Source organism: Streptomyces sp. NBC_00012 (assembly GCF_045040875.1).
Classification (GTDB): domain Bacteria; phylum Actinomycetota; class Actinomycetes; order Streptomycetales; family Streptomycetaceae; genus Streptomyces.
In genome coordinates this window covers 1223024-1245734 of record NZ_CP108309.1, presented here as the reverse complement: position 1 = coordinate 1245734, position 22711 = coordinate 1223024, and the positions used below count along the sequence as shown (strand labels likewise).

Below are 22711 nucleotides of genomic sequence, written 5' to 3'. Positions count from 1 at the left end.
GCAACCACCGCCCCCCACTCCTTCCTTCCCCTCTCTCAAGGAGATTCAGGTGTCGAGCTCCACCCCCATCAACCGCAGAGCACTGTTCCGCATGGGTGCGGGCGTCGGTCTGGGACTGGCCGCCGCCCCGTTGCTCGCCGCCTGCGGCGACGGCGGCACGACCGCGAAGGCGGAGGCCAAGAGCGCCTCGCTGCTGCCCAGCACCGCGGTCCGCAACATCGGCCTCGCCCCCGACCTGGCGGGCACCGCGGCCGGCGTTCCGCAGGGCTACTTCGGCTACCCGGCCAAGCCGCTGCGCGCCACGAAGAACACCCCGCTGAAGGGTGCGAAGCCGATCAGCGCGACGATGGAGACCTTCTCACCGCCGCCGCCCGCCCGTGGCAAGAACGCCGCCTGGCAGGAAATCGAGAAGCTCCTCGGCGGCCAGGTGAACATCACCGCCGTCCCCGCCGACGACTACGGCACCAAGTTCTCCACCATGGTCGCCAGCGACAGCCTGCCGGACCTCTTCATGTACCCGGAGGTTGGCGGCGTCGACAACAAGGCCGCCTTCCTCCAGGCCAAGTGCGCCGATCTGACGCCGTACCTGGCCGGGGACAGGATCAAGGACTATCCCAATCTGGCCGCGATCCCGAAGGGCGCCTGGCAGGCCGCCATCTTCGGCGGGAAGCTGTACGGCATCCCGATCGCCCGCACCGGGACCGGCGGCGCCGGCGTCTACCGCCACGACCTGTTCGAAGAGGTCGGCGTCACCAGCCTCGACCAGATCACCGACCTCGACCGGTTCGTCGAGGTCTGCAAGGAACTGACGCAGCCCAAGAAGGACCAGTACGCCATCATCGCGGGCGCGACCAGCATGCTCGCCATGTCGGCGGGTGCGCCCTACTACTGGCGGCTGGACGAGAAGACCGGCAAGTTCACCACCGACCTGGAGACACCGGAGTTCCGCAAGGCGGTGGAGACCGCCCGGCAGCTGTACAAGGCGGGCTGCTTCTACCCCGGCACGCTTCAGATGTCCGGGGCGCAGAAGGCCCAGTACACGGACATGTTCAAGAACGGCAAGGGCGCCTACGTCTACGACGGCATGCCCACGTACCTGGCGCCCGGCGTCGGGTACGTCGCCGCCATGGGAGCGATCGACAAGAAGTACGACCCGCGCCCCTTCGTGCCGGTCGGCAAGGACGCCATCGCCTGGATGGACAACGTCAAGCTGGAGAACACCCACATCAAGAAGGCGTCCGGGGACCGCGTCAAGCAGATCCTGGCCCTCGCCGACTTCGCCGCGTCCCCGTTCGGCAGCCAGGAGTACACGCTCATCAACTACGGGGTCGAGGGCAAGGACTTCACCCGCGACGCCAAGGGCAACCCGGCGCTCACCAAGCAGGGCACCCAGGACGTCACCGTGCCCTGGAAGTTCATGGCCTCCGCGGTCCCGGCGATCTTCAGCGCCGACTCGGAGCAGGGCGTCCGGCACGTCCACGGCACCTTCACCAAGATGATCCCGATGATGGAGCAGGACCCGACCCTGCAGTACTCCTCGCCCACGTGGGACTCGAAGGGGTCCGGCAGCCTCTACACGTTCAAGCAGGACGCGCTCAAGGACATCATCGCGGGCCGCAAGCCCATGTCCGCCTACGACCAGCTCGTCAAGGACTACCTGGCCAAGGGCGGCGAGCAGGCCCGCGGCGAGTTCGAGGAAGCCTTCCAGAAGGGGAAGAAGTGAGGACGCGACGCTCGGCCCTGAAGCTCGGCGGCGCGGCGGTCGCCGCAGCCGTCGCCGTACCCGCACTCGGCTCGACCGCCACCGCACAGCCGCACGGCTTTGACCCGGAGCCGGGCTCGGACGGTGTCGGCGACCCGCTCTTCCCGACCCTCGGCAACGGCGGCTACGAGGTCGTCCACTACGACCTGAATTTCGACTTCACACCGGTCACCTACGACTTCACCGCCGCGGTGCGGATCAACGCCAAGGCCACCCAGGACCTCTCGGCGTTCAACCTGGACACCGACGGACACACAGTCGACTCCGTCACGGTCGGCGGCCGCCCCGCCACCTGGGCGCTCGCGCCCGGCAAGAGCGGCCAGGAGCTCACCGTCACGCCCGCCCGCCCGCTCCACAACGGCCAGGCTTTCACCACCGAGGTGCGCTACCGGGGCAACGGCAAGTCGCCCCGACTCGGCCTGACCGGCTGGAAGTTCGGCACGGACGGCGGCTTCGCCTCCGCCGCCCAGTCCTCCCGCGCCGACACCTTCCTGCCCTGCAACGACACCCCGTCCGACAAGGCGACCTGGACCTTCCACATCAGCGCCCCGCAGGGCTATGTCGCCGCCGCGAACGGCGAACTCCTCCACAAGACCCCGCGCGCCGACGGCTCCACCGTCTGGCACTTCGCCCTGCGCGAGCGCATGGCGACCGAACTCATCGGCATCGCCGTGGTCAAGGGCACCTACCTCTACGGCACCAGCCACCGCGGACTCCCGCTGCGCCACATCGTCCCCCAGGGCCAGGAGGACAAGTACGGGCCGATCGTCGCCCGCACCGCCGACCATCTGGCCTGGCTGGAGGCGAAGTTCGGCCGCTACCCGTTCTCCGTCTACGGCGTCCACATCTACGACGGCTACACCGACGCCCTGGAGAACCAGACCCTCTCCCTGTTCTCCACCAACTGGTTCAAGCTCAACGCCGACGGTCATCCCGGCTACGAGACGACCATGGTCCACGAACTGGTCCACCAGTGGTTCGGCGACTCCGTCACCCCGAACGACTGGCAGCAGGCCTGGCTCAACGAGGGCCCCGCCGTGTACTACGCCGGCCTGTACGGCGAGGAGCGCGGCTGGTCGGCCTTCGAGGACAAGATGAGGGCGACGTACGAGAAGCTCGACGCGGTCCGCGCCGCCGACGGCCCGCCCGGACTGCCCAAGGCGCTCGGCGGCACCAACATCTACGACGGCGGCGCCCTCGTCCTGTACGCCCTCAGCCTCCGGGTCGGCCGGCGGAGATTCGACCGGGTGATGCGTGAGTGGGTGAAGCGCTTCAAGGACTCCACGTACACCAGCGAGGCCTTCATCCGGCACACCGTCGATGTCACCGGCGACAAGTCCCTCGACCCGTTCCTGCGTGACTGGCTCTTCGGAGCCGTGAACCCGCCCATGCCCGGCCACCCGGATTGGAAGGCCTCCGCGTGAACCGCCACCACCTGAACACCGTACGGGGAACCGCCGCTGCCGCCACCGCCGCCTTCCTGGCCGCACTTCTTCTCGCCCCCGCCGCCCAGGCCGCACCCGGCACCCGCACCCTGTACGCGGCCCCGGACGGACACGGCACCTCCTGTACGGTCGCCCGCCCCTGCACGCCCGAGGGCGCCCGCGACCGGGCCCGCACCGAGACCGGCCACGACGTCCGCGTCCTGCTGAAGAACGGCACGTACAAGCTCGATCAGCCCCTGGAGCTCGGCGCCGCCGATTCCGGGAAGGACGGCCGCACCGTCACCTGGAGCGCGGCCCCCGGCGCCCGCCCTGTCCTCTCCGGCGGACAGGACATCACCGGCTGGCAGCAGAACGCCGACGGAACCTGGACCGCCGGGGTCCCGGCCGGCGTCACCCCCCGCCAGCTCTTCGTCGACGGCAGGCGCGCCACCCGCGCCCGTGGCGACGCCTGCGCCGCCGCCACCTGCGACGCCACGAAGACCGGCATGACCGGCGCGGTCGCCACGGGCATCGCCGACTGGCAGCGCCCCACCGACGCCGAAGCCGTCATCCGGGTCCGCTGGCGCAACTACCACTGCCGGATCACGGCCGTGAACGGCGATGTCATGACCTTCGCCCAGCCCTGCTGGACCAACTCGGCGAGCGGCACCGACCGCACCGGCCCCGCCTGGGACTCCACCACGGTCGATTCCACCCGCTACAGCGGCGTCGCCTTCTTCGAGAACGCCCCCGAACTCCTCGACCAGCCGGGCGAGTTCGTCTGGAACTCGAAGGACCGCACTGTTACCTACCTGCCGCGCAAGGGCGAGAACATGCGCCACGCGCAGGCCGTCACCCCGCACACCGAACAGCTGCTCGTCATCGACGGCGCCCATGACCTCGCCGTCAGCGGGATCGGCTTCGCGTACGCGGCGTACCGGCAGCCCGGGACCGACGAGGGCTACGCGGGCATGCAGGCCGGTCTTACCCTGACCGGAGCCACCGGCCCCGTGGACCACGCCGGCCGTTTCTACACCAAGCCGTCCGCCGCCGTGACGGTCCGCGGCGGACAGCGCGTCGGCATCGAGAACGCCCGGTTCAGCAGGCTCGGCGGAGCGGGCGCCATCCTCGAAGCGGGCACCAAGGACAGCTCCGTGACCCGCTCGTCCTTCACCGACCTGTCCTCGGGCGCCGTCTACGTGGGCGACACCGAGCCGATGCCGTCGGCGGCGCTCGCGGGGGAGCGGAACACCGTCGCGTACAACACCATCACCCGCTCCGGCGTCGAGTACACCGACTCGGTGGGCATCTGGGCCGGGTACGAGGCCGGGCTGACCATCGACCACAACAGTCTGGACCACCTCCCGTACTCCGGGATCTCGGTCGGCTGGGGCTGGAACCAGCCCGAGTCGCAGAAGTCCGTCCTGCGTGACAACAAGGTGACCGACAACCGGATCACCCATGTCATGGAGGTCGCCCAGGAGCAGCACGACGGCGGCGCGATCTACACCCAGGGCGCACAGCCGGGCACCGTCGTCTCCGGCAATTACATCAACCGCTCCGCCTTCGGGAACACCGAGCGCGACGGCAACGGCATCTACCTCGACGAGCAGTCCTCGCACATCCTCGTCGAGCGCAACGTCATCACCCGCATCGGGTACAAGTGGGTCTCGAACTGGGCGGATTACGGCATCGAGAACACCGCCCGGGGCAACTGGACCGACACCGCGGCGCCCGCCCTCGGCGGCAAGGGATCGGTCATGACGGACAACCTCACCGGCCTGGACAAGCTGTCGGCCGAGGCGCTTGCCGTCGCGAGCGGGGCAGGCGCCCACGGCGGCCCGGTCGAGCAGCTGCGCACCGACCTGGCCCGCGCCGGCACCGCCACCCAGTCCTCCACCGAGGGCACGGCGAACGCCGCACTCGCCCTGGACGGCGACACCAACACGGACACCCGCACACTGTCCGAGGCGGGCGCCTGGTGGCAGGTCGACCTGGGTGATGAGCGGCGGATCCGCCAGATCGAGATCTGGAACAACTCCTCGTCCACCACCGCGGACTTCGACGTGGTGACGGACGACGGAACGATCCACGTCAGCGGCAAGGCACTGCGCCCGACCGTCGTGGACCTGGACAGCCGCACCCGCACGGTGAAGATCGTGACGTCCGGCACCGGACGCGTGGCACTGTCGCAGGTACTCGTCCACCCATAGGGCCCGAAACCACCCTGATCCACCGGGCGGGCCCCGGGGACGCCGCCGGTCGTACCACCACCGGCGGCGTCGCCGTGCTCGCCCGCACTCCCCGGGCCCACCGCACCGGTCAGCGACCGACGAAGCCGCCGATCCGCTCCCGCAGCCCCCGCGCGTCCAGACCGTGCGCGGCGAGGTGCTCGTCCATCTCCCCGTACTTGCGCAGCTCGGCCCGCCCGACGCCGAGCCCGAGCACGCGGTGCGGCAGATCGGCGAGCACGTCATTGGCGGCAGCCGTCGACGTGCCCGCCAGATACGGCTCGACGATCACCACATCCGCGACCCCGTGATCAGCGACCGCCCGCCGCAGCCCGGCCCCGTCGAAAGGACGCACCGTCGTCGCGTACAGGACCGTCACATCGAGGCCGTCGGTCGCGGCGAGAACGTTGTCCAGCATCGGCCCGACCGCGATCACCACGCCGCCCGCCCCCTCCCGCACCACGGTGAACCCGGTCCCCGCGCCGACCGGCCGCGCCCGCGCGTTGGACTGCACCGACAGCCGCACGTACACCCGGCCGTCCCCGGCCGCGGCCCGCCGCAGCAGCGCCTCGGCCTCGTCCGGGTGGCCCGGCACATGGACCGTCCAGCCGTCGAGGGTGTCCACGAGCGCGACATCGCCCGGCGACATATGGGTGAAGCCGCCGGCCGGCCAGTCGTACGAGGCTCCGGCGCTCACCAGCACCCCGCCCACTCCCTGATGCCCGAAGTCCAGCTTCACCTGCTCGAACGGCCGCTCCACCAGAAAGCTGGCGAAGGTGTGCACGATCGGCCGCAGCCCGGTGAGCGCCATCCCGGCCCCCGCTCCGATCAGCAGCTGCTCCCTGATTCCCACATTGACGACCCGGTCCGGATGGGCCCGCGCGGCGGGACCGAAGCCGTCCCGGCTGATGTCGGCCAGGACGAGCGCGAGGCGCGGGTCCTCGTCCAGCAGCCGTGTCGTGGTGGTGATGAAGCGGTCACGCATCGTGTCCATGCGAAATCTCCCTCTCTTCGGTCTTCGGCCGGTGCGTTTCAGAGCTTGGGGGCGACCCGGGCGACCACGGCACGCGGCCGCCCGGGGTGCGGCGCGGTGAAGGCGGCGTACAGCGCCTCGTGGTCCCGCCCGTCGACGGAGTCGACCGACCAGCCCGCCGTCTCGAACCGGGCCGCGATCCCGCCGGGCCGGGCGTACGAAGCCGAAGCGTTGTCGATCACCACGGTGTGCAGCTGCTCCAGTCCGGCCGGGCCCGCGTAGGCGAGTGCCTCGTGATTGCTGCCCTCGTCCAGCTCGGCGTCACCGATCAGCACCCACACCCGCGGATCGGTGAGCCCCTGCGCCCGCAGCCCGAGCACGCTGCCCACGGCCAGCGGCAGCCCGTGCCCCAGCGACCCGCTGCCGATCTCGACCCCCGGCACCAGCATCCGGTCCGGATGGTGCCCCAGCGGTGAGTCGTACGACCCGAACCCCGGCAGCAGCTCCTCCCCGAAGTATCCGTGCGCGGCCAGGACCGCGTAGTACGCCATCGGCCCGTGCCCCTTGGAGAGCAGGAACCGGTCACGGTCGGGTGCGTCGACGGTGCCGGGCGTCACTCGCAGCACCCGGTCGTACAGCACCCGGATGGCGTCCAGGGTGGAGGTCGCCGCGGGGCCGTGTTTCTCGTCCCCGGTCATCAGGCTCATCAGGCGGTTCATGTCACGGTGGTCGTGCGCCGGTGCGGCGGTGGTGTTCGTCATGGGACCAGCGTTGAACATCAAGTTTGGTTGAGGTCAAGCGGTAAAGGCGTTCGTGACCACCCTCCTGAGTGCGGTATTGTTCTCATGCGCGTTCGGCCAGGGGAAACCCCAGGTCAGGCGGGCATCGGGACGTGGCGCAGCTTGGTAGCGCACTTGACTGGGGGTCAAGGGGTCGCAGGTTCAAATCCTGTCGTCCCGACTGGAGACAGTCGCAGATCAGGGCCGGTTTCGGAGACATCCGAGACCGGTCTTTGGCGATTCTTGGGGAGCAGTCGGGGGCCGGCATCCTTCCCTGGCGTCAACGGCCCATGACGATCGGGCCCGGCGGAGAGCCCGGTGGCGGGCGGTGGCCCAGCCGAAGTGGCTTGCTTCTCCCCGGAGTCGGGTCTCGTCGCGGGGCATCCGGCGTTCGAGGCCGCCCTGGCGGCAGCCGGCCAGGGCCAGGGCCAGGGCCAGGGCCGTGAGCCGGCCCAGGAGACAACAACGGCCCTGGCACATCGAGTCCGACGAACTCCGCGAGGGCCGCACGCGCGGCGAAGTCGTCCGGGCCCGCATCGGCGCAGGCCGGTGGCCGGAGGTTGAGCCACCTTCCCTAAGCCCCCGCGCCCCTGAACCGCAGCGGCATCAGTGGTCACGGAGTGTGGACGCCGCCGGTCGGCACAGCGCGTCACCGTGGCCGGCCGGCCCGAGGGCATGGCCGGTCGGCCGACGCGGTGCAGAGGCTGGACCTGGCCGCCGCGGCGACCGCGCTCGACGCCCTGGACGCCGGCGCTCCGGCCATGATTGCCGGGCCGAACGGCACGGGTCCTTCAGCCCGCAGCCCGCAGCCCGCAGCCCGCAGCCCGCAGGCCGCCGGCCCCGACCCGGCGGAGGTCGGCGGCGGCCCTTTGGCGTGTGTCACGGACATGCCCGGGGCCAGTTGGGCGCTCGTTCCTGTGGAGAGCTGACCCCAGTGCGTGACCCTGTGTAGCGAACGCATGCCCATTCTCTGAGGCGTGGCGGGGCTCGCGTTCCGGAGTCAGGTGCCCCTTTCGCTCTTCACAGAACCTCCCCGTGGGGTGACCGGAACACGCCTTGCCCCTCAACTTGCAAGCATTCAATACTTCGTTGAGCACACACACGCATCAGGAGTCACGAGCGCATTGCTTGGTCCGGCCGACCAACCGGCCGGGCGTTGACGGGGGAACTTGATGAGGTGCACGTGACTCGCCGTGACCAGCGTGCGGTCCTTGCTCGCGTGCCTCGATGGAGTGTTTCCTCTGCCGTCTCTTGGTGCCTTCATCTGGTGCCTGAGCAGGGATAGGAGGGGGAATGTCGACGAATGCAGTGAGCGCCGCAAAGCCGACATATCCCGGCGTATACGTCGAAGAGCTTCCCAGCAGTGTCCGCACCATCTCGACCGTCACGACCTCGGTGACCGCGTTTGTGGGCCACACCCGGCGCGGGCCGCTGAACCAGCCGGTGCGGGTCACCAGCTTCGCCGAGTTCGAGCGCCGCTTCGGAGGTCTCAGCTCACAGAGTGCCGTCGGCTATGCGGTGCACCAGTTCTTCGGCAACGGCGGCACGGTCGCCGTGATCGTCCGCGTCACCAAGGCGGGCAGCGGCAAGGCCGCCTGCGCCACCCTGGAGTCGACCGAGGGACACAGCGAGTGCCCGGTCCTCGAAGTGCACGCCAAGGAACCCGGCCACTGGGGCAACGGACTCCGGGTCGCCGTCGACTACGACACATCGAGCCCGGACGACGAGTTCAACCTGCGCGTGTACGACGCCCGCGGTGGCGCCCGCGAGACCTTCACCGGCCTGTCCATGGACGCCTCGCACGGACGTCACGCGCCGACCGTCATCAACTCCGGCTCCCGGCTCATCCGCGTCGACATCGTCGGTGAGGGCCGCCCAGACCCCTCGGGCACCGTCTCCAAGAGGTTCGGGCAGGAACTGCCCGACCTGGCCGTCGACCTCACGGTCAAGATCGGAGAGGTCGAGCGCGAGTTCACCCTCTACGACCCCCAGAGCGACGGCGAAGCCCCGTGCAATGTCACCGAGTTGGCGCTGCTCCTCGAACGCAAGCTGCGCGCCCTGCCGGACGCCCCCGGCAAGCACGCCTTCGCGGGCGTCCAGGTCACCGCGTTCGGCCGGCGCATCCAGGTCGTGGCGGGCTCCACCGACCCCGAGGACATCGTCCGCTTCGTCGGCGAGTGCGCCAACGACCTGGGCCTCGAAGGCTCGGTCAATCCGCCGGTGTTCCCGCTCAAGGGCGGCGAGGACGGCGACCCGCCGGGACCGCGCGACCTCATCGGCTCCGAGGCCGACAAGAGCGGCATCCAGGCGCTGCGCGGCGAGGACGACGTCAATCTGCTGGTGCTTCCCGAGCTGGCGGCGTACGAGAACACCGACGACGCGGTCACGGTGATCTCGGCGGCACAGCGGCTGTGCGAGGAGCGGCGCGTCTTCCTCCTGGTCGACGCCCCGAACTCCTGGGGCAGCGTGGACGCGGCACGCGTCGGCCTCGCGGCCTTCGACCAGGTGCGCGGCAACCACGCGGGCCTGTACTTCCCGCAGTTGCAGCTCACCGACCCGCTCACCGGGCGGCTGCGTTCCTTCCCGCCGTCCGGAGCGGTCGCGGGTGTCTTCGCGCGTACGGACGCCGAGCGCGGTGTGTGGAAGGCCCCCGCGGGCACCGAGGCGCGGCTCGCCGGGGTGCACTCCCTCGCGGTCGGACTCACCGACCGGGAGAGCGGTCTGCTCAACCCGCTGGGTGTGAACTGCCTGCGGACCTTCCCGCTGGTCGGCCCGACCGTCTGGGGCGCCCGCACGCTGGAGGGCTCCGACGCCCTGGACAGCGAGTGGAAGTACGTGCCCGTCCGCCGGCTCGCCCTGTATGTCGAGGAGAGTCTGCAACGCGGCCTGCAGTGGGTCGTGTTCGAGCCCAACGACGAGAACCTGTGGCAGCAGATCCGCCTCAGCGCCTCCTCGTATCTGCACAACCTCTTCCGCCAAGGCGCCTTCAAGGGCGGCACTCCGCGCGAGGCGTACTTCGTCAAGTGCGACCACGACACGACGACGGACGAGGACATCGCGAACGGTGTCGTCAACGTCCTGGTCGGCATCGCGCCGGTCAAACCCGCCGAGTTCGTGATCGTCAAGATCCAGCAGACGTCCGGGCAGTTCGAGCTCTGAGGTCCCCCAAGCCGTGGCGAGCGAGAAGGAAAGCGTGAAGGAATCCGATGGCTGAGTTCAACGTCAACGCCCATCGCTTCGACCCCTACAAGAACTTCAAGTTCCTTGTCCTGTGGGACGGTCGTACGGTCGCGGGCATCAGCAAGATCAGTCCACTGAAGCGGACCACCGAGGTCGTCAAGCACCGGCACGGCGGCGACCCGAGCTCCCCGCGCAAGTCGCCCGGCCGCTCCGAGTTCGAGGGCATCACGCTGGAACGCGGGGTCACCCACGACCCCGAGTTCGACCGCTGGGCCAACAAGGTGTGGCAGGTCGGCGCCGGTCTCGGCTCCGAGGTGTCCCTGGCCGACTTCCGCAAGGACATCGTGATCCAGGTCCTCAACGAGGCCGGGCAGGTCGCCGTCTCGCACAAGCTCTACCGGACCTGGCCCAGCGAGTACCAGGTCCTCGGCGAGCTGGACGCCAATGCCAACGCGGTGGCGATACAGAGCCTCAAGCTCGAGTGCGAGGGCTGGGAGCGCGACTACGAGGTGCCGGAGCCGGAGGAGCCCTCCTTCCTCAACCCGGCCTGACCGAGGCCGAGTCGGAAGATTCGCACCAAGGGCCGCAGTGCTGACCGCGGCGCACCACAACGGACGGATTCCACCGCGCGGGCGGCGGCAAGAGCACGGAAGGGGGGCGGGTGTGACGGTCACTCAGGCCGGCGACCTCCTGGCGACATGGGAGGCGGGGCTCGGACGCGACGGCCACGGACGTGCGCTGCTCCTGCACCTCGCCGCCCGTCCCGAGCTCGGCAGCGACAGCGAGGTCCTGCTGGCGCTGCCCGTCGGTGCCCGCGAAGCCGACCTCCTCGCCCTGCGGCGGGCGCTGTTCGGCGAGCGCATGCAGGTCAGGCTCGACTGCACGGCCTGCGGGGCGGACATGGAATTCGACCTGGACGCAGGGGAGTTCGCACGCTCCATGCAGCCGCCGGATCAGTCGGTGGTGCACATCGCAGAGGCCGGCTGGGACGTCGTGTTCCGGGTGCCGACCATCGCCGACCTGACGGCGGCCGCCCGGCACCCGGACGCGGCACTCCCGGACGACGGAGCGAGGCGGGCGCTGCTCGCCCGCTGCGTCGTCTCGGCGGTGCACGAAGGGGACGCCATCTCCGCCGACGCCCTGCCCGCATCCCTGCAACGCAAGATCGCGGATGCCGCCGGGGCCGTCGACCCGGCCGCCGATGTGACGCTCAACATCAGCTGTCCCGAGTGTTCCGCGGCCACCCGCGCCGAACTGGACATCGCTTCCTACCTGTGGACGGAGCTGGACGCCTGGGCGCGCGACATCCTGCTCGACGTCCATCTGCTCGCGACCGCCTACGGCTGGAGCGAGCCGGAGATCCTGGCGCTCAGCCCGATGCGCCGCCGCTACTACCTGGAGCTGTGTGCGGATGCCTGAGCCCAAGGGCGTACCGGGCGCCGAGTCCCCGGACACGGGCGCACCGGACACGGGCGCACCGGACGTGAGCGCTCCGGACGTGAGCGCTCCGGACCACTTCGACCGGCTGCTCGCCCGGCACGCCGGGGGGCCTGCACCGCACGCCGGTGTGACCCGGGTGCGGCCGAGGCTCGCCGGGCCCTTCGAGCGGGTCGAGGCTGTGCGCGGGACGGGGCTCCCGGACCCGGACAGCGCCGAACCCCTGTGGCCGACCTACTCCCGACCAGCCGTCGAACGAGGGGAGTTGGAGCCGGGGACGCGTGAGGTCCGGTTCCACTCGGAGCGCGACCACACCGTCGTCCGCACCGAAACGCACCCCGCACCGCCGCAGCCCACCCCGAGCACACCGACCCCGGCTCCGCCCGAGGTTCCTCTGCTGAGGCCCGCCGCCGCGCCGGTACCGCGCGCTCTTCCCGACACCTCGCGCCGCGCCGCGGCACGGGAGCGCACCTCGGGGATGCCGCCCCGGAGCGCGGTCTCCGCGCCCGTCCTTGCAGGGGCGGACGCCGCGGCTGTCGCCGTGCCCGCGCCCCTTCGGCCCAGTGCCGTGGACACGGCGGCGGCACGGGACGCGGTACGGCAGTCGCAAGGGCGGCGCGGGGCGCGCGGTGGCGAGCAGGTGGTGCATGTGCAGATCGGGCGCCTCGAGGTCACCGCGGCCGGTGCGTCGTCGCCCGACACGGGGCGTGCCGGGCGGTCCGCCCCCGTCAGACAGGGCGCGACGGTGAGCCTGCAGGACTACTTGGCGCGGGGGCGCGAGTGAGGAACACACGCGGGGGACGCAGCGGCGGCGCCGGTGTCGTGTCGGCAGGGGACGCATCGACGAGGCGCCGAGCCATCGGGGCACCGAGAGACTGAGGAACTGACGCCATGAGCAACGCACTCGCACTCGCCCACGTCACCCAGGCCCTCGCCCTGCTGATCGAGGACAATCTGCAGCCCGAGATCGACATCGCCGTCAACGTCGAGCCGCGCAAACCGCCGGCCGATCCGCCGACGGACCCCACCATCACCGTGTTCCTCTTCCAGGTCACGCCCGACACCTCGCAGCGCAACAACGACCTGGCGAGCAGGACGTCCGACGGCAGGCTCCTCAAGCGCCCGGCCGCGGCCCTCGATCTGCACTTCGTGATCAGCGCGTACGGCGACGAGGCCACGCTCGTCGGACAGCGGCTCATCGGCTCCGTGGTGCGCACGCTGCACGAAATGCCCGTCCTGCCCAAGGACATGATCGAACTGGCCGGTGAGAAACCCTACTTGGCGGGAAGCGATCTCGCCGATGCCGTCCAGAGGGTGCGGTTCACACCGACCGTGATGGACATCGACGAGACGTCGAAGCTGTGGGGGATGCTGCACCAGACGCCGTACTCGCTGTCCGTCGTGTACCAGGCGGCGCTCGTGTTCATCGAGGGCCGCGAACAGCCGGTCCCGGCCGAACCGGTGGACCGGCACACGGTGCGGGTGCTGCCGTTCGGGGCGCCGGGGGCGCCGCAGCGGCCGGTGCCGGTGGGTGGGGACGGTGCCGAGGCGGCCACGGATCCCGGCGCGGGTCCCGGCTCCGCCAGGGGTTCCGGTGCCGGCACGTCCACGGGTTCGGGCCGCGGTCCTGGGACGGGCCCGGCTTCGGCCGAGGCCGCTGCGCCCACGCAGGGCGGTGCGCCCGCGAAGGCGCCGGTCAGGACGGTGGCCAAGACAGTGGCCAAGCCTTCCGCGAAGGCACCGGCCAAGGCGGCCGGCACCAGGACCCCGGCCCGGACGCGCAAGGCCACGTCACGCGGCGCCGCCAGGAACACGGAGACCGCCGCCCCGCAGGCCGAGGACACGGGCGCCGAAGGCGCGGAGAGCTGAGGCGGCGTGCGGCCGACGGGGGCAGATGACGACATGGCGGCGAGCGGGCCGGGTGCAGCCGGTGGCCGGGGTGGGGCCCGGTCGCTGGCGGAGGAGATCCGGCGGGTGCTGGCCCTCGTGGACGCGCATGCGGCACGGGCGGGTGGCGCCGGGCGGCGGCGGGGTGACACTGCCGCGAGGAAGGGTGGCGGCACGGCTTCCAGGGGTGGCGCTGCCACGACGGAGGGCAGCACGGCCTCCCGAGGTGACGCTGCCACGACGGACGGCGGCCCGGCATCCCGGCAGGACGCCGATGCCGCTGCCGTGGCGGGCGCCGCCCCGGTGGCCTCGGAGTCTCCGACGGGCGAGCCCGCCGCACCCGCGGCGGACGCCCACCCCACCCACGTACCGGAGACAGCCCCCGCGACCGCCGCCCCGCTCACGGCCCTGACCTCCTGCTTCGGACTCACCCCCTTCGAGCGCGACCTCGTTCTGCTCACCGCCGCCTACGAGCTGGACCCCACCACGGCCGCACGCTGCGCCGCCGCCTGCGGCGATCCGGAGCGGGCCCACCCCACCTTCTCGCTCGCCCTGGCCGCGCTGGCCGAGCCGCACTGGAGCGCGCTCACCCCGGTCGCCCCACTGCGCCGCTGGCGCCTGGTGGAGCTCGACGACGAGTCGCGGCTGACCATGTCCCGGCTCCGGCTCGACGAGCGCATCCTGCACTTCCTGCTCGGCTCGCCCTACCTGGACGCCCGGCTGCACGGCCAGTTGCGCCGCACCCCGGTCGCCGACGGCCTGCCGCCCCCGTACGACCTGGCGGCGGACCGGGTCACCGCGGGCTGGACGGTGGGCAGGCGCCCGGACGCGCCGCTCCTCGTCGAGCTGGTCGGCGGCGACCTGCGCAGCCGCGCAGACATCGCCGCAGCCGCGGCCGCCCGCGCCGGGCTCGGGATCTACGCGATGAACGCCGAGGACATCCCGACCGACCCCGCCGCCCGCGACGGCCTCGCCCGGCTCTGGCAGCGCGAGGCGATCCTGCTGCCGGCCGCGCTGCTCGTCGAGGTGGGCGAGCTCGACCGGGACCAGCGGGCGGCAACCGAGGCATTCCTGGCCGGTGCCGCCGTGCCCGTAGTCGTCTCCAGCGAGGTCCCACGGGCGTCGGAGCGGGCGCGCGGCGAACGGGTGAGCGTTCCGCGCCTGGACGACGAGGAACAACTCGGCGTATGGGGCAGGGAGTTCGACGGCGTCGTCGACATCGAGGAGCGGCAGCTGCGGTCCCTGGTGGCGCAGTTCCAGCTGCCCCCGCACGTCGTGCGTTCCGCAGCTGCCGCCGTCCGGCGCGATCTGCCCGTCGAGGACGTCCTCGACGGGGCGCAGCTCGCCTGGCGGGCCGGCCTGGACGAGGCCCGCGTCGGCATGGACGAGCTGGGGCGGCGCATCGAGCCCGAGGCGGGCTGGGACGACCTGGTACTGCACGAGCGGCAGACCGCTGTGCTGCGCGAGATCGTCGCGCATGTGCGGCAGCGGGCGAAGGTCCACCAGGAGTGGGGATTCGCGGGGACCCTGCGCCGGGGCCTCGGTGTCACCGCCCTCTTCGCGGGCGGCTCCGGCACCGGCAAGACCCTGGCCGCGGAAGTCATGGCCAGGGAGCTGGGCCTGGATCTCTTCGTCATCGATCTCTCGCAAGTGGTCAGCAAGTACATCGGCGAGACCGAGAAGAACCTCCGCAAGGTCTTCGACGCCGCCGAACGCGGCGGCGCACTGCTCCTGTTCGACGAGGCCGACGCCCTGTTCGGCAAGCGCAGCGAGGTCAAGGACAGTCACGACCGGTACGCAAACCTCGAGGTCAGCTATCTGCTGATGCGCATGGAGGCCTACCGGGGCCTCGCCATCCTCACCACCAACATGAAGAAGGCCCTCGACACGGCCTTCATGCGCCGCATCCGCTTCGTCGTCGACTTCCCGTTCCCGGCCGAGCACGAACGCGCCGAGATCTGGCGTCGCGTCCTGCCGCCGCAGACCCCGGTGAAGGGCATCGAACCCGGTCTGCTCGCCCAGCTCACGGTCGCGGGCGGGTCGATCCGCAACATCGCCCTGTCCGGCGCCTTCCTCGCCGCCGAGGAGGGCGACCGGTTGCAGATGCGGCACATGCTCGCGGCGGCCCGCACCGAATACCTCAAGCTGGAACGCTCCTTGACGCCGACGGAGGTTCGCGGATGGGTGTGAAGCGCGACCCCAGGGACCCTCGGGAGATTCGCATCGATGTCGGTGAACTCGTCCTCGACGGCTTCCGCGTCGACCCCGACCGGGTCTCGGCGTCCTTCGAGCGTGAGCTGTCCCGTCTCGTACGCGAGCACGGCGTGCCCCTGGCCGCGGACGGTGCCGTCGCGGTGGAGAGCCTGTCCGGCCTGCCGCCACTGCCCTCCGGCCTGTCCGCGCGGCGCCTGGGCCAGGAGCTGGCCCGCGCGGTGCACGCGGGCCTCTCCGGACGTGGGGAGGTGACCCGGTGAGCGCCACCCCGACGCAGGACTCGCGCGCGGATCAGTCCGCCGAACAGCGCCGAAGGAAGCGCAGGGAACGTGCCGCCAAGAACCGTGTTCCCGAGCCGAAGGACATCGTCAGCGGTGCCGGACAGCCCCTCGACGTCGGAGTGCGCCGGGAGTTGGAGGAGCAGCTCGGACACGACTTCAGTCGCGTACGCCTGCACACCGACCGGGACGCGGGCGTCCTCACCGACCTGCTCGGCGCGGACGCGGTCGCAGTGGGCCAGGACATCTTCTTCCGTGAGGGCGCGTTCCGGCCCGGCACGTCCGACGGCCAACGCCTGCTCGCCCACGAGCTGCTGCACACCGTACAGAACCCGGAGGGCCTCGGCGCGCTGCGGGCCGGGCGCGACCTCGGCACGGTAAGCCTGCCGCAACAGGCCGCCGAGCGGGAGGCGGAGGCGGGGGCGCAGCAGCTCGTACGCTCCGATGAACAGGCCCCGGAGATCGAGGAGGGGCAGGCCACCCCCGGCTGGATGCGGTACGCGACCGTCGACGCCGACCGGAACCGTATCGAGCAGATCGACCCGGCGACCCTGGTGGACCGCCTGACCAACTCGGTGGTGCGCTCGCTGCGCGGCGACCCGGAGGACCTGTCGAAGCGGACCCGGATGCAACTCGCCGGCCTGCCCGGCGAGTTGCTGGACGGGGTACTCGTCGGTCTGGAGAACCGCCTGCTCAGCTCGGAGCACGATCGGGTGCTCGATCTGGTCGATGACATCGAGTACGCCGACGAGCTGGAGCAGAGCTCCCTCGACGTTCCGGGCGTGGAGAGCGACGCGGCGGCGGACCTGTTCCTGGAGCGGGAGACGGCGCGGCGGACGGCGGAGGAGGAGGGGGAGCGGGAGTCGCTGCCCGAGGCTGCGCCGGGGCCGGAGAAGGAGCAGGCCCAGCCGGAGGGTGCGCCCGGGAGTACACCGGCGAACGGCTGGGAGCGTGCGGACGCCGGGCAGCAGCCGGAGGACGGGCAGTCGGTGGACGGGGCCGCCGGACCGCCCGGCAGGAAGCCGGAGCCCCGTCCGAAGCCCCGTCCGAAGCCGGGTGCCGACTCGCAGCAGGAGAAGAGGGGTTCGGGTGCCGGGGCCGGGGAGCAGCAGCCGACGGCGTCGGCTGCCGCCCCTCGCCAGGAGTCGTCCTCGGGTGACGGTGTCGCTTCGGACGGCGGGAAGTCCGAGAGCGGCCGGCAGAGCGGTGACAAGAAGGAAGCGGGCGGCGCCGACGGCAAGGAAGGCCAGGACCAGCAGGGCGCCCCGGCCGTGAGCAAGGAGGAGTCCGCGGCCAGGAACCGTCCCGGCGCGGGCGACGCGCTGACGGCGGGGACACAGCTCAAGCCGCAGGACAAGGCCGGGAAGGACAAGCCAGGCGGCTCGCCCAAGGAGTCCGGCAAGGACACCCTGCCGTCCGGCGCGGTCAGCAGGCTGGACGGCGTACGCAATCAGGACGTCGACGGACCCGAGGAGAGCGCCGAGGACGACCCGTTCGGGGCGGGCAGCGAGTCGGAGGTCGAGGCCGGGGGTGCCGAGCCGAGCGCTTGGGACACCAAGCTCCAGCCGGAGGACTTCCTCCCGGCCTCCGACCTGGATGTGTCCGGCGTACCGACCGCGGACAAGTCGGAACCCGGGGCCGCCGAGGCCGCGCTGCCGTCGTTCCCGGCGCCACAGCCGACCAAGGCCGACAAGGTCCAGGCCGAGCGCGACGCCGAAGACGCCGAGGACGCCGAGGACGCAGCGGACGCGGATCTGCCGGAGCCCGAGGAGGACGGGGCTGCGGGAGAGCCGGAGCCTTCCGGCGAGGCGGACGAAGCGAGGTCTGCCGATGGGCAGTTGAGCGGTATCGATGTGGAGCGGGCCGAGGCCGCTCCGGTGGGCGCGGGCGCGGCGCCGAAGGACCCGAAGAGCGGCGACGACCCGAAGGCCGGTCCGGTCGCCGCGCAGACGACCGTGCAGGAGGCACCGGGCAAGGACGAGCCGGGGGGCGCGGTCAGGGAAGGCGCGGCCAAGGAGGAGAAGGGCACACCTGTTTCCGGGGACCAGGCGGGCGGTGCGCCGGAGAAGGGGTCCCAGCAGGCGAGTGGCAGCAAGTCGGCGGCGTCGGAGCCCGGGGCCAAGCCGTCGGGTTCACCTTCGGGGGCGACGTCGGCCTCCGGATCTGGGCCCGGAAGCGGGACGGCGACCGGGACCGGTACCGGGGCTTCGGGCAAGAGCGAGCCGGCGCCCGAGTCGAAGGCACCCTCCGCCGGCGGACCCGGTGCCGGGAGCGGTCCGCAGCCGGAGGTGCCTGCGCCGAAGGCACCCGCGCCCGCCGCTCCAGAACCCGCGAAGGCTCCCGAGGCCCCGACCCCGGAGGCCGCGCCCGCCCCCGAGGCCCCGACCCCGGAGGCCGCGCCCGCCCCCGAGACCGCTCCGGCACCCAAGGCGGCGGGCCGGAAACAGGGCTCGGTCACGACGACGACGCGCGGCGGCGGGGGTGGCGGCAGCGCCGCCAAGGCGGCCCCCGGCAGGGGCAAGAAGGACTCCGCTGCTGCCCCGAACCTCACCACCGTGTCCCCCGAAGCGGGCCTGTCCACCGCCTCAAAGCTCAAGCCCCACAAGGCACTTCAGGCAATGTCGGGCGTCGGCGGCGCGGCGGACCGCACAGTCGGCGACGAGCACAAGGCCCTCGCGGCCGCCCCGCCCCAGATGCAGCGCCCGGCGGGTGCGCCGCAGACCCTGGAGGGCAAGCCCAAGAGCGACGCCCCCGCGACGTACTCGCAGGACCCGGCGCAGAAGTCCGAGGCCCCCGAGGGTGAGAAGGCCGAGGTCGAGGGCGCCAAGGAGCCCGAGGGGCAGATCGAGGCCGAGAAGGCGGAGGAGCCCGGCGGCTGGGACACCTTCAAGATGGCCCTGGGCTTCGGTATCGGGAAGGTGTTGAGCTGGGTCGGCTTCAAGGTCGACGCGCAGGAGCTGGCCGCGAAGTTCGCCGGGCTGCCCACCAAGGACGAGGCGCTGAAGAAGGCCCAGGCGGGCAACGCGCCGGGCGTGCAGATGCAGGGCGCCGCCGAGCAGACGGCCGGCGAGCAGGGCTCCAGTGTCGACACCAAGGGCCAGGAGACCGTCGCGACGGGCCGCGACGACGCGGGCCGCCCCATGGGCGAGAACCAGGTCTACCCCAACGCTCCCAAGGAGCAGATGAAGGGGAAGGTGCCTGGCGCCGACGGCGGCAGGGGCGGAGTCCCCGAGGCCGGCGCGTCCACCGGGGCCGTACCTCCCGAGGCGGCGTCGGAAGTCGCCGAGCACGACCGTGGCCCGCAGTTCCAACAGGCCTTCAGTCAGGGCCAGAAGGGCATGTCCGACAGCCGGCAGACCAAGGACAAGGACTTCCGCGAGTCGCAGACCAAGCACAAGGCGAAGGTCGACGCCGAGATCGCGACCAACACCAAAAGCCAGGCGAACCAGCGCGGCAAGGCGATGACCGAGGTCACCGCGCAGCGTACCGACTGGCGTACCGAGCAGGACGGCGAGCTCAAGAAGCTCGGCACGAAGAAGACGGACCGGCACGAGAAGGTCCGCAAGGATGTCAAGGACAGGGAAGAAAAGACAGACAAGGACGTCACCAAGGAGAAGGACGACGGCGACAAGAAGATAAGGGATGAGAACACCAAGGCGGAGAAGGACGCCGAGAAGCAGCGCGACGACAGCGTCAAGGACTCGGGCAACTGGGTCAGCAAGGCCTTCAATTGGCTCAAAGAGAAGGTCATCGAGATCAAGAACGCGATCGTCCGTGTCATCAAGGCGGCACGGGACGCGGTCGTGGGCTTCATCAAGCACTTCAAGGAGACGGTCGAGCGCTGGATCAACGAGGCGCGCAAGTTCATCGTCGACACGATCAAGGAACTGATCAATGACCTGATCGAGTTCGCCAAGGCGATGGTGCGGGCCGTCATCGAGCTGGCCAACCGCATCCGGAAGCTCATCACTTCCCTCATCGCGGCGGCGATCGCTCTGGTCAACCGTCTCGCCGCGATGCTCAAGAAGGTCGTCGCCGACCTCCTGAATGCCATCGCCAAGCTGCTCAGCGACATCCTGAACATCCTGAAGAAGATGCTCATGGACGTCATCAAGGCAGTCGTCGACGCGGTCAAAACGGTCCTCGACTACGCCTCCAAACTCCTCAGTGCGCTGGGCGACTTCATGCTCATCGCGGTCGATTTCCTGTCCGACCCTGGCGGCTGGCTGAGCGGGGCGAAGAACTCCGCGGTGGACGGCGCGAAGAACCACCTCTTCCGCGAGGTCGTATCGGCCGTGAAGCAGTGGTTCCAGTCGAAGATCGAGGAGATCATCGGCGTCCCGAAGGCGATCATCGAGCGGCTCATCAAGGGCGGCTTCACCCTGGAGAAGATCGTCAAGGAGACGTGGGACGCCGTCGTCCCCATGCTCCCGGTGATCATCGGCGAGATCATCATCACGAAGGTCATCGCGAAGCTGATCCCCGGCGCGGGCTGGGCCATGGCGGTCATCGACGCGATCCGCACGGCGATCGGCGCGCTGAGCGAGATCCTGCGGGCGATCGGCGCGGTCATCTCATGGCTGAAGGTCGTCCGCATGGGCGGCGCGGGGATCCTCTTCGCGAAGGCGGTGGCGGCGGGGGTCGTCGCGCTCCTGGAGTTGGCGTACGAGGCGCTGATGAGCGGGATCGGCAAGTACGTCGCCAAGGTGGGCAAGCGGCTGAAGGGCGTGGCGGCGAAGCTCGGCAAGGGGGGCAAGGGCGACGGGAAGGCCCCGGCGGGCGGGTCCGACGACAAGGGCGATGGCAAGGCGGCTCCGCCGAAGACGACGGCGGCCCCGACGGCTTCCACGCCCAAGCCGGGCACGAAGCCGGGCGCCACTCCGGGCACGAAGCCGGGCGCGGACAAGCCCGCGACGACGCAAGGGCCCGGCAAGGGCATGGGCACTGACGGCTGGAAGCCCACGGGGAAGGGCGACGACAAGGGCGCCCCCGGCAAGCAGGACACGAGCCCGACACCGGCGCCGAAGCCGAAGCCCAAGCCGGAACCTCCGGCGAAGCCGAAGCCTGACGTGGACACGAAGGCCAAGCCGAAGCCGAAGGACGACGCACGGGGCAAGTCCAAGGACGATGCACCGGGCAAGCCCAAGGACGACAAGGACGGTTCGGACAAGCCCAAGGATCCGAACGCCAACAAGCCGAAGGGTGACGGCAAGGACGCGCCGGGCAAGCCCGGTCCCAAGGGCGACAAGGACGGCCCCGGCACCAAGCCCGGAAAGGGCAAGCCGGACAAGGACGGGCCTAGCAAGCCGAAGCCGGACAAGGACGGCCCAGGAAAGCCCAAGCCGGACAAGGACGGGCCGGGCGGACGGAAGCCGAAGCCGGACAAGAAGGGCCCTGGCAAGAACAAGCCCAAGCGCGACAAGAGCGGTCCGGGCCGGCCCAAGTCCAAGCAGGACAAGAAGAACGAGAGGAAGGAAGAAGAGGAATCACCGGACGCACTGGAAGATCGTCTCGCCCTCATCACGACACGCATTCGCGCATACCTTCTCCCAAGGCTGAAGGAAGGGATGGAGGAGTCCGTCTTCGATGCGAGCCTCACCATGCTCAAAAACAGGTATCGGCTCCGGAGCCTGCTGGCCGTCGGCGACCCAGAACTGGATGTGATCGCACAACTCAACCCCACCTCGAACCCGATCGATGCGGTACGCGAGGGATCAGTCGTCTATTTGGACGCGCAAGGTGAGCCCAAATTCCCGAAAGCCGTGTACGACTACTCACGTGCACCCGGTGAAGCCAAGGTTCACTTTCTCCACGATCCCGTTCGCCCAGGCATACCGGCGTCCAAGATCAATAAGTTGGGATCAAACCCGTCCGGCTGGCACAAGGCGATGCGCTATTGGCCGGACCAGATCGTACGAATGCACCTGATCCCTGACTCGATGGGTGGTGGCGTCCAGGCCATCAACCTCACGCCGGCCCCCTCGCGCACGAACAGCAGGTTCGACCAGTACGTCGAAAAGCCCGCCTTGGAGGCAGCAGAGGAGAAACGCGATGTCATGAAGCGGACCGGGAAATACATGGCCTGGTACAAGGCCGAGGTCACATACAACCACCCGGATCCGTGGAAGGACTTCCCATCCCATATCAAGGGAACATGGAACACCTATAAGCTAGCCGGACGTAAATGGGAGGAAAGGGGCGAGGACTCCAGTCAGATGTACCAGGAGCCCGTCGGGATGCCCCGCGACCCGGGAACAGCCTGGAAGATCAGGATCAATGACCGGTACGAGTCGGGAACCCTTCTCGCTAGAGAGCTCGCCAGTAAATTTTCCCACAAGGACTCCAGGCTTCGGAACATAATCGACAGAATACTCGAACTGGCCAAGACCAGAAGAGTGCAGACCGTCGACGAGCTGATGAATGAGTTGCGCGCTGAATTCTCCTCGAACGGCCCAGAATACGACAGGCGGCTGGACAATGTCGAGGAAGGACTTCGCAAATTCGCCGACGACGATCGCATCGACTACGAGCCGCTGGAATAGAGGG

Annotated in this window: 14 protein-coding genes and 1 tRNA gene; 13 read left to right on the top strand and 2 right to left on the bottom strand. The window is 70.4% G+C overall.

What is annotated here, in order from left to right:
• The first annotated feature begins 49 nt into the window (after positions 1-49).
• From OHA19_RS05925 to OHA19_RS05915, 3 genes are read left to right on the top strand one after another with little or no spacing between them, the layout of a single operon-like run.
• On the top strand, positions 50-1723 hold the full coding sequence (locus OHA19_RS05925; protein WP_405719147.1) for an extracellular solute-binding protein: 1674 nt from the start codon (positions 50-52) through the stop codon (positions 1721-1723).
• Positions 1720-3186 carry a M1 family metallopeptidase gene (locus OHA19_RS05920; RefSeq protein WP_405749579.1) on the top strand — a complete coding sequence of 489 codons (1467 nt, stop codon included), beginning with the start codon at positions 1720-1722 and terminating at the stop codon, positions 3184-3186. Before OHA19_RS05925 ends, OHA19_RS05920 begins: the two co-directional genes overlap by 4 nt.
• Positions 3183-5399: a right-handed parallel beta-helix repeat-containing protein gene (locus OHA19_RS05915; RefSeq protein WP_405719152.1), complete on the top strand. Its 2217-nt coding sequence runs from the start codon at positions 3183-3185 to the stop codon at positions 5397-5399. The genes OHA19_RS05920 and OHA19_RS05915 overlap by 4 nt, the downstream gene beginning before the upstream one ends.
• Positions 5400-5508: 109 nt before the next feature.
• Here the strand turns inward: OHA19_RS05915 and OHA19_RS05910 are convergent, their stop codons facing one another.
• Positions 5509-6411 carry a transketolase family protein gene (locus tag OHA19_RS05910; RefSeq protein WP_405749577.1) on the bottom strand — a complete coding sequence of 301 codons (903 nt, stop codon included), beginning with the start codon at positions 6409-6411 and terminating at the stop codon, positions 5509-5511.
• Positions 6412-6449: 38 nt separating this feature from the next.
• Positions 6450-7151, bottom strand: a complete 702-nt coding sequence (locus tag OHA19_RS05905) for a transketolase (protein WP_405719157.1) — start codon at positions 7149-7151, stop codon at positions 6450-6452.
• A 125-nt stretch (positions 7152-7276) separates the two neighbouring features.
• Between OHA19_RS05905 and OHA19_RS05900 the strand changes: the two genes are divergently transcribed.
• The 10 genes from OHA19_RS05900 (at position 7277) to OHA19_RS05855 (ending at position 22707) form a co-directional block, all read left to right on the top strand.
• Positions 7277-7350, top strand: a tRNA-Pro gene (locus tag OHA19_RS05900).
• A gap of 514 nt (positions 7351-7864) precedes the next feature.
• Complete coding sequence (locus tag OHA19_RS05895) at positions 7865-8098, top strand: hypothetical protein (protein ID WP_405749575.1); 234 nt, start codon at positions 7865-7867, stop codon at positions 8096-8098.
• Between the two features lie 364 nt (positions 8099-8462).
• The gene (locus OHA19_RS05890) at positions 8463-10328 is read left to right on the top strand and encodes a phage tail sheath family protein (protein ID WP_405749573.1); all 1866 of its coding nucleotides are present in this window, start codon (positions 8463-8465) and stop codon (positions 10326-10328) included.
• Positions 10329-10375: 47 nt separating this feature from the next.
• Complete coding sequence (locus OHA19_RS05885) at positions 10376-10900, top strand: phage tail protein (protein ID WP_255979047.1); 525 nt, start codon at positions 10376-10378, stop codon at positions 10898-10900.
• A 112-nt stretch (positions 10901-11012) separates the two neighbouring features.
• Complete coding sequence (locus OHA19_RS05880; protein ID WP_405719162.1) at positions 11013-11768, top strand: hypothetical protein; 756 nt, start codon at positions 11013-11015, stop codon at positions 11766-11768.
• On the top strand, positions 11761-12570 hold the full coding sequence (locus OHA19_RS05875) for a hypothetical protein (RefSeq protein ID WP_405749571.1): 810 nt from the start codon (positions 11761-11763) through the stop codon (positions 12568-12570). The genes OHA19_RS05880 and OHA19_RS05875 overlap by 8 nt, the downstream gene beginning before the upstream one ends.
• 107 nt (positions 12571-12677) lie before the next feature.
• Positions 12678-13655: a Pvc16 family protein gene (locus OHA19_RS05870; protein WP_405749569.1), complete on the top strand. Its 978-nt coding sequence runs from the start codon at positions 12678-12680 to the stop codon at positions 13653-13655.
• Positions 13656-13760: 105 nt separating this feature from the next.
• The gene (locus tag OHA19_RS05865) at positions 13761-15863 is read left to right on the top strand and encodes an ATP-binding protein (RefSeq protein WP_405749568.1); all 2103 of its coding nucleotides are present in this window, start codon (positions 13761-13763) and stop codon (positions 15861-15863) included.
• Positions 15854-16147 carry a hypothetical protein gene (locus tag OHA19_RS05860; RefSeq protein ID WP_405749566.1) on the top strand — a complete coding sequence of 98 codons (294 nt, stop codon included), beginning with the start codon at positions 15854-15856 and terminating at the stop codon, positions 16145-16147. The genes OHA19_RS05865 and OHA19_RS05860 overlap by 10 nt, the downstream gene beginning before the upstream one ends.
• On the top strand, positions 16144-22707 hold the full coding sequence (locus OHA19_RS05855; protein ID WP_405749564.1) for a DUF4157 domain-containing protein: 6564 nt from the start codon (positions 16144-16146) through the stop codon (positions 22705-22707). The genes OHA19_RS05860 and OHA19_RS05855 overlap by 4 nt, the downstream gene beginning before the upstream one ends.
• The last annotated feature ends 4 nt before the right edge of the window (positions 22708-22711 follow it).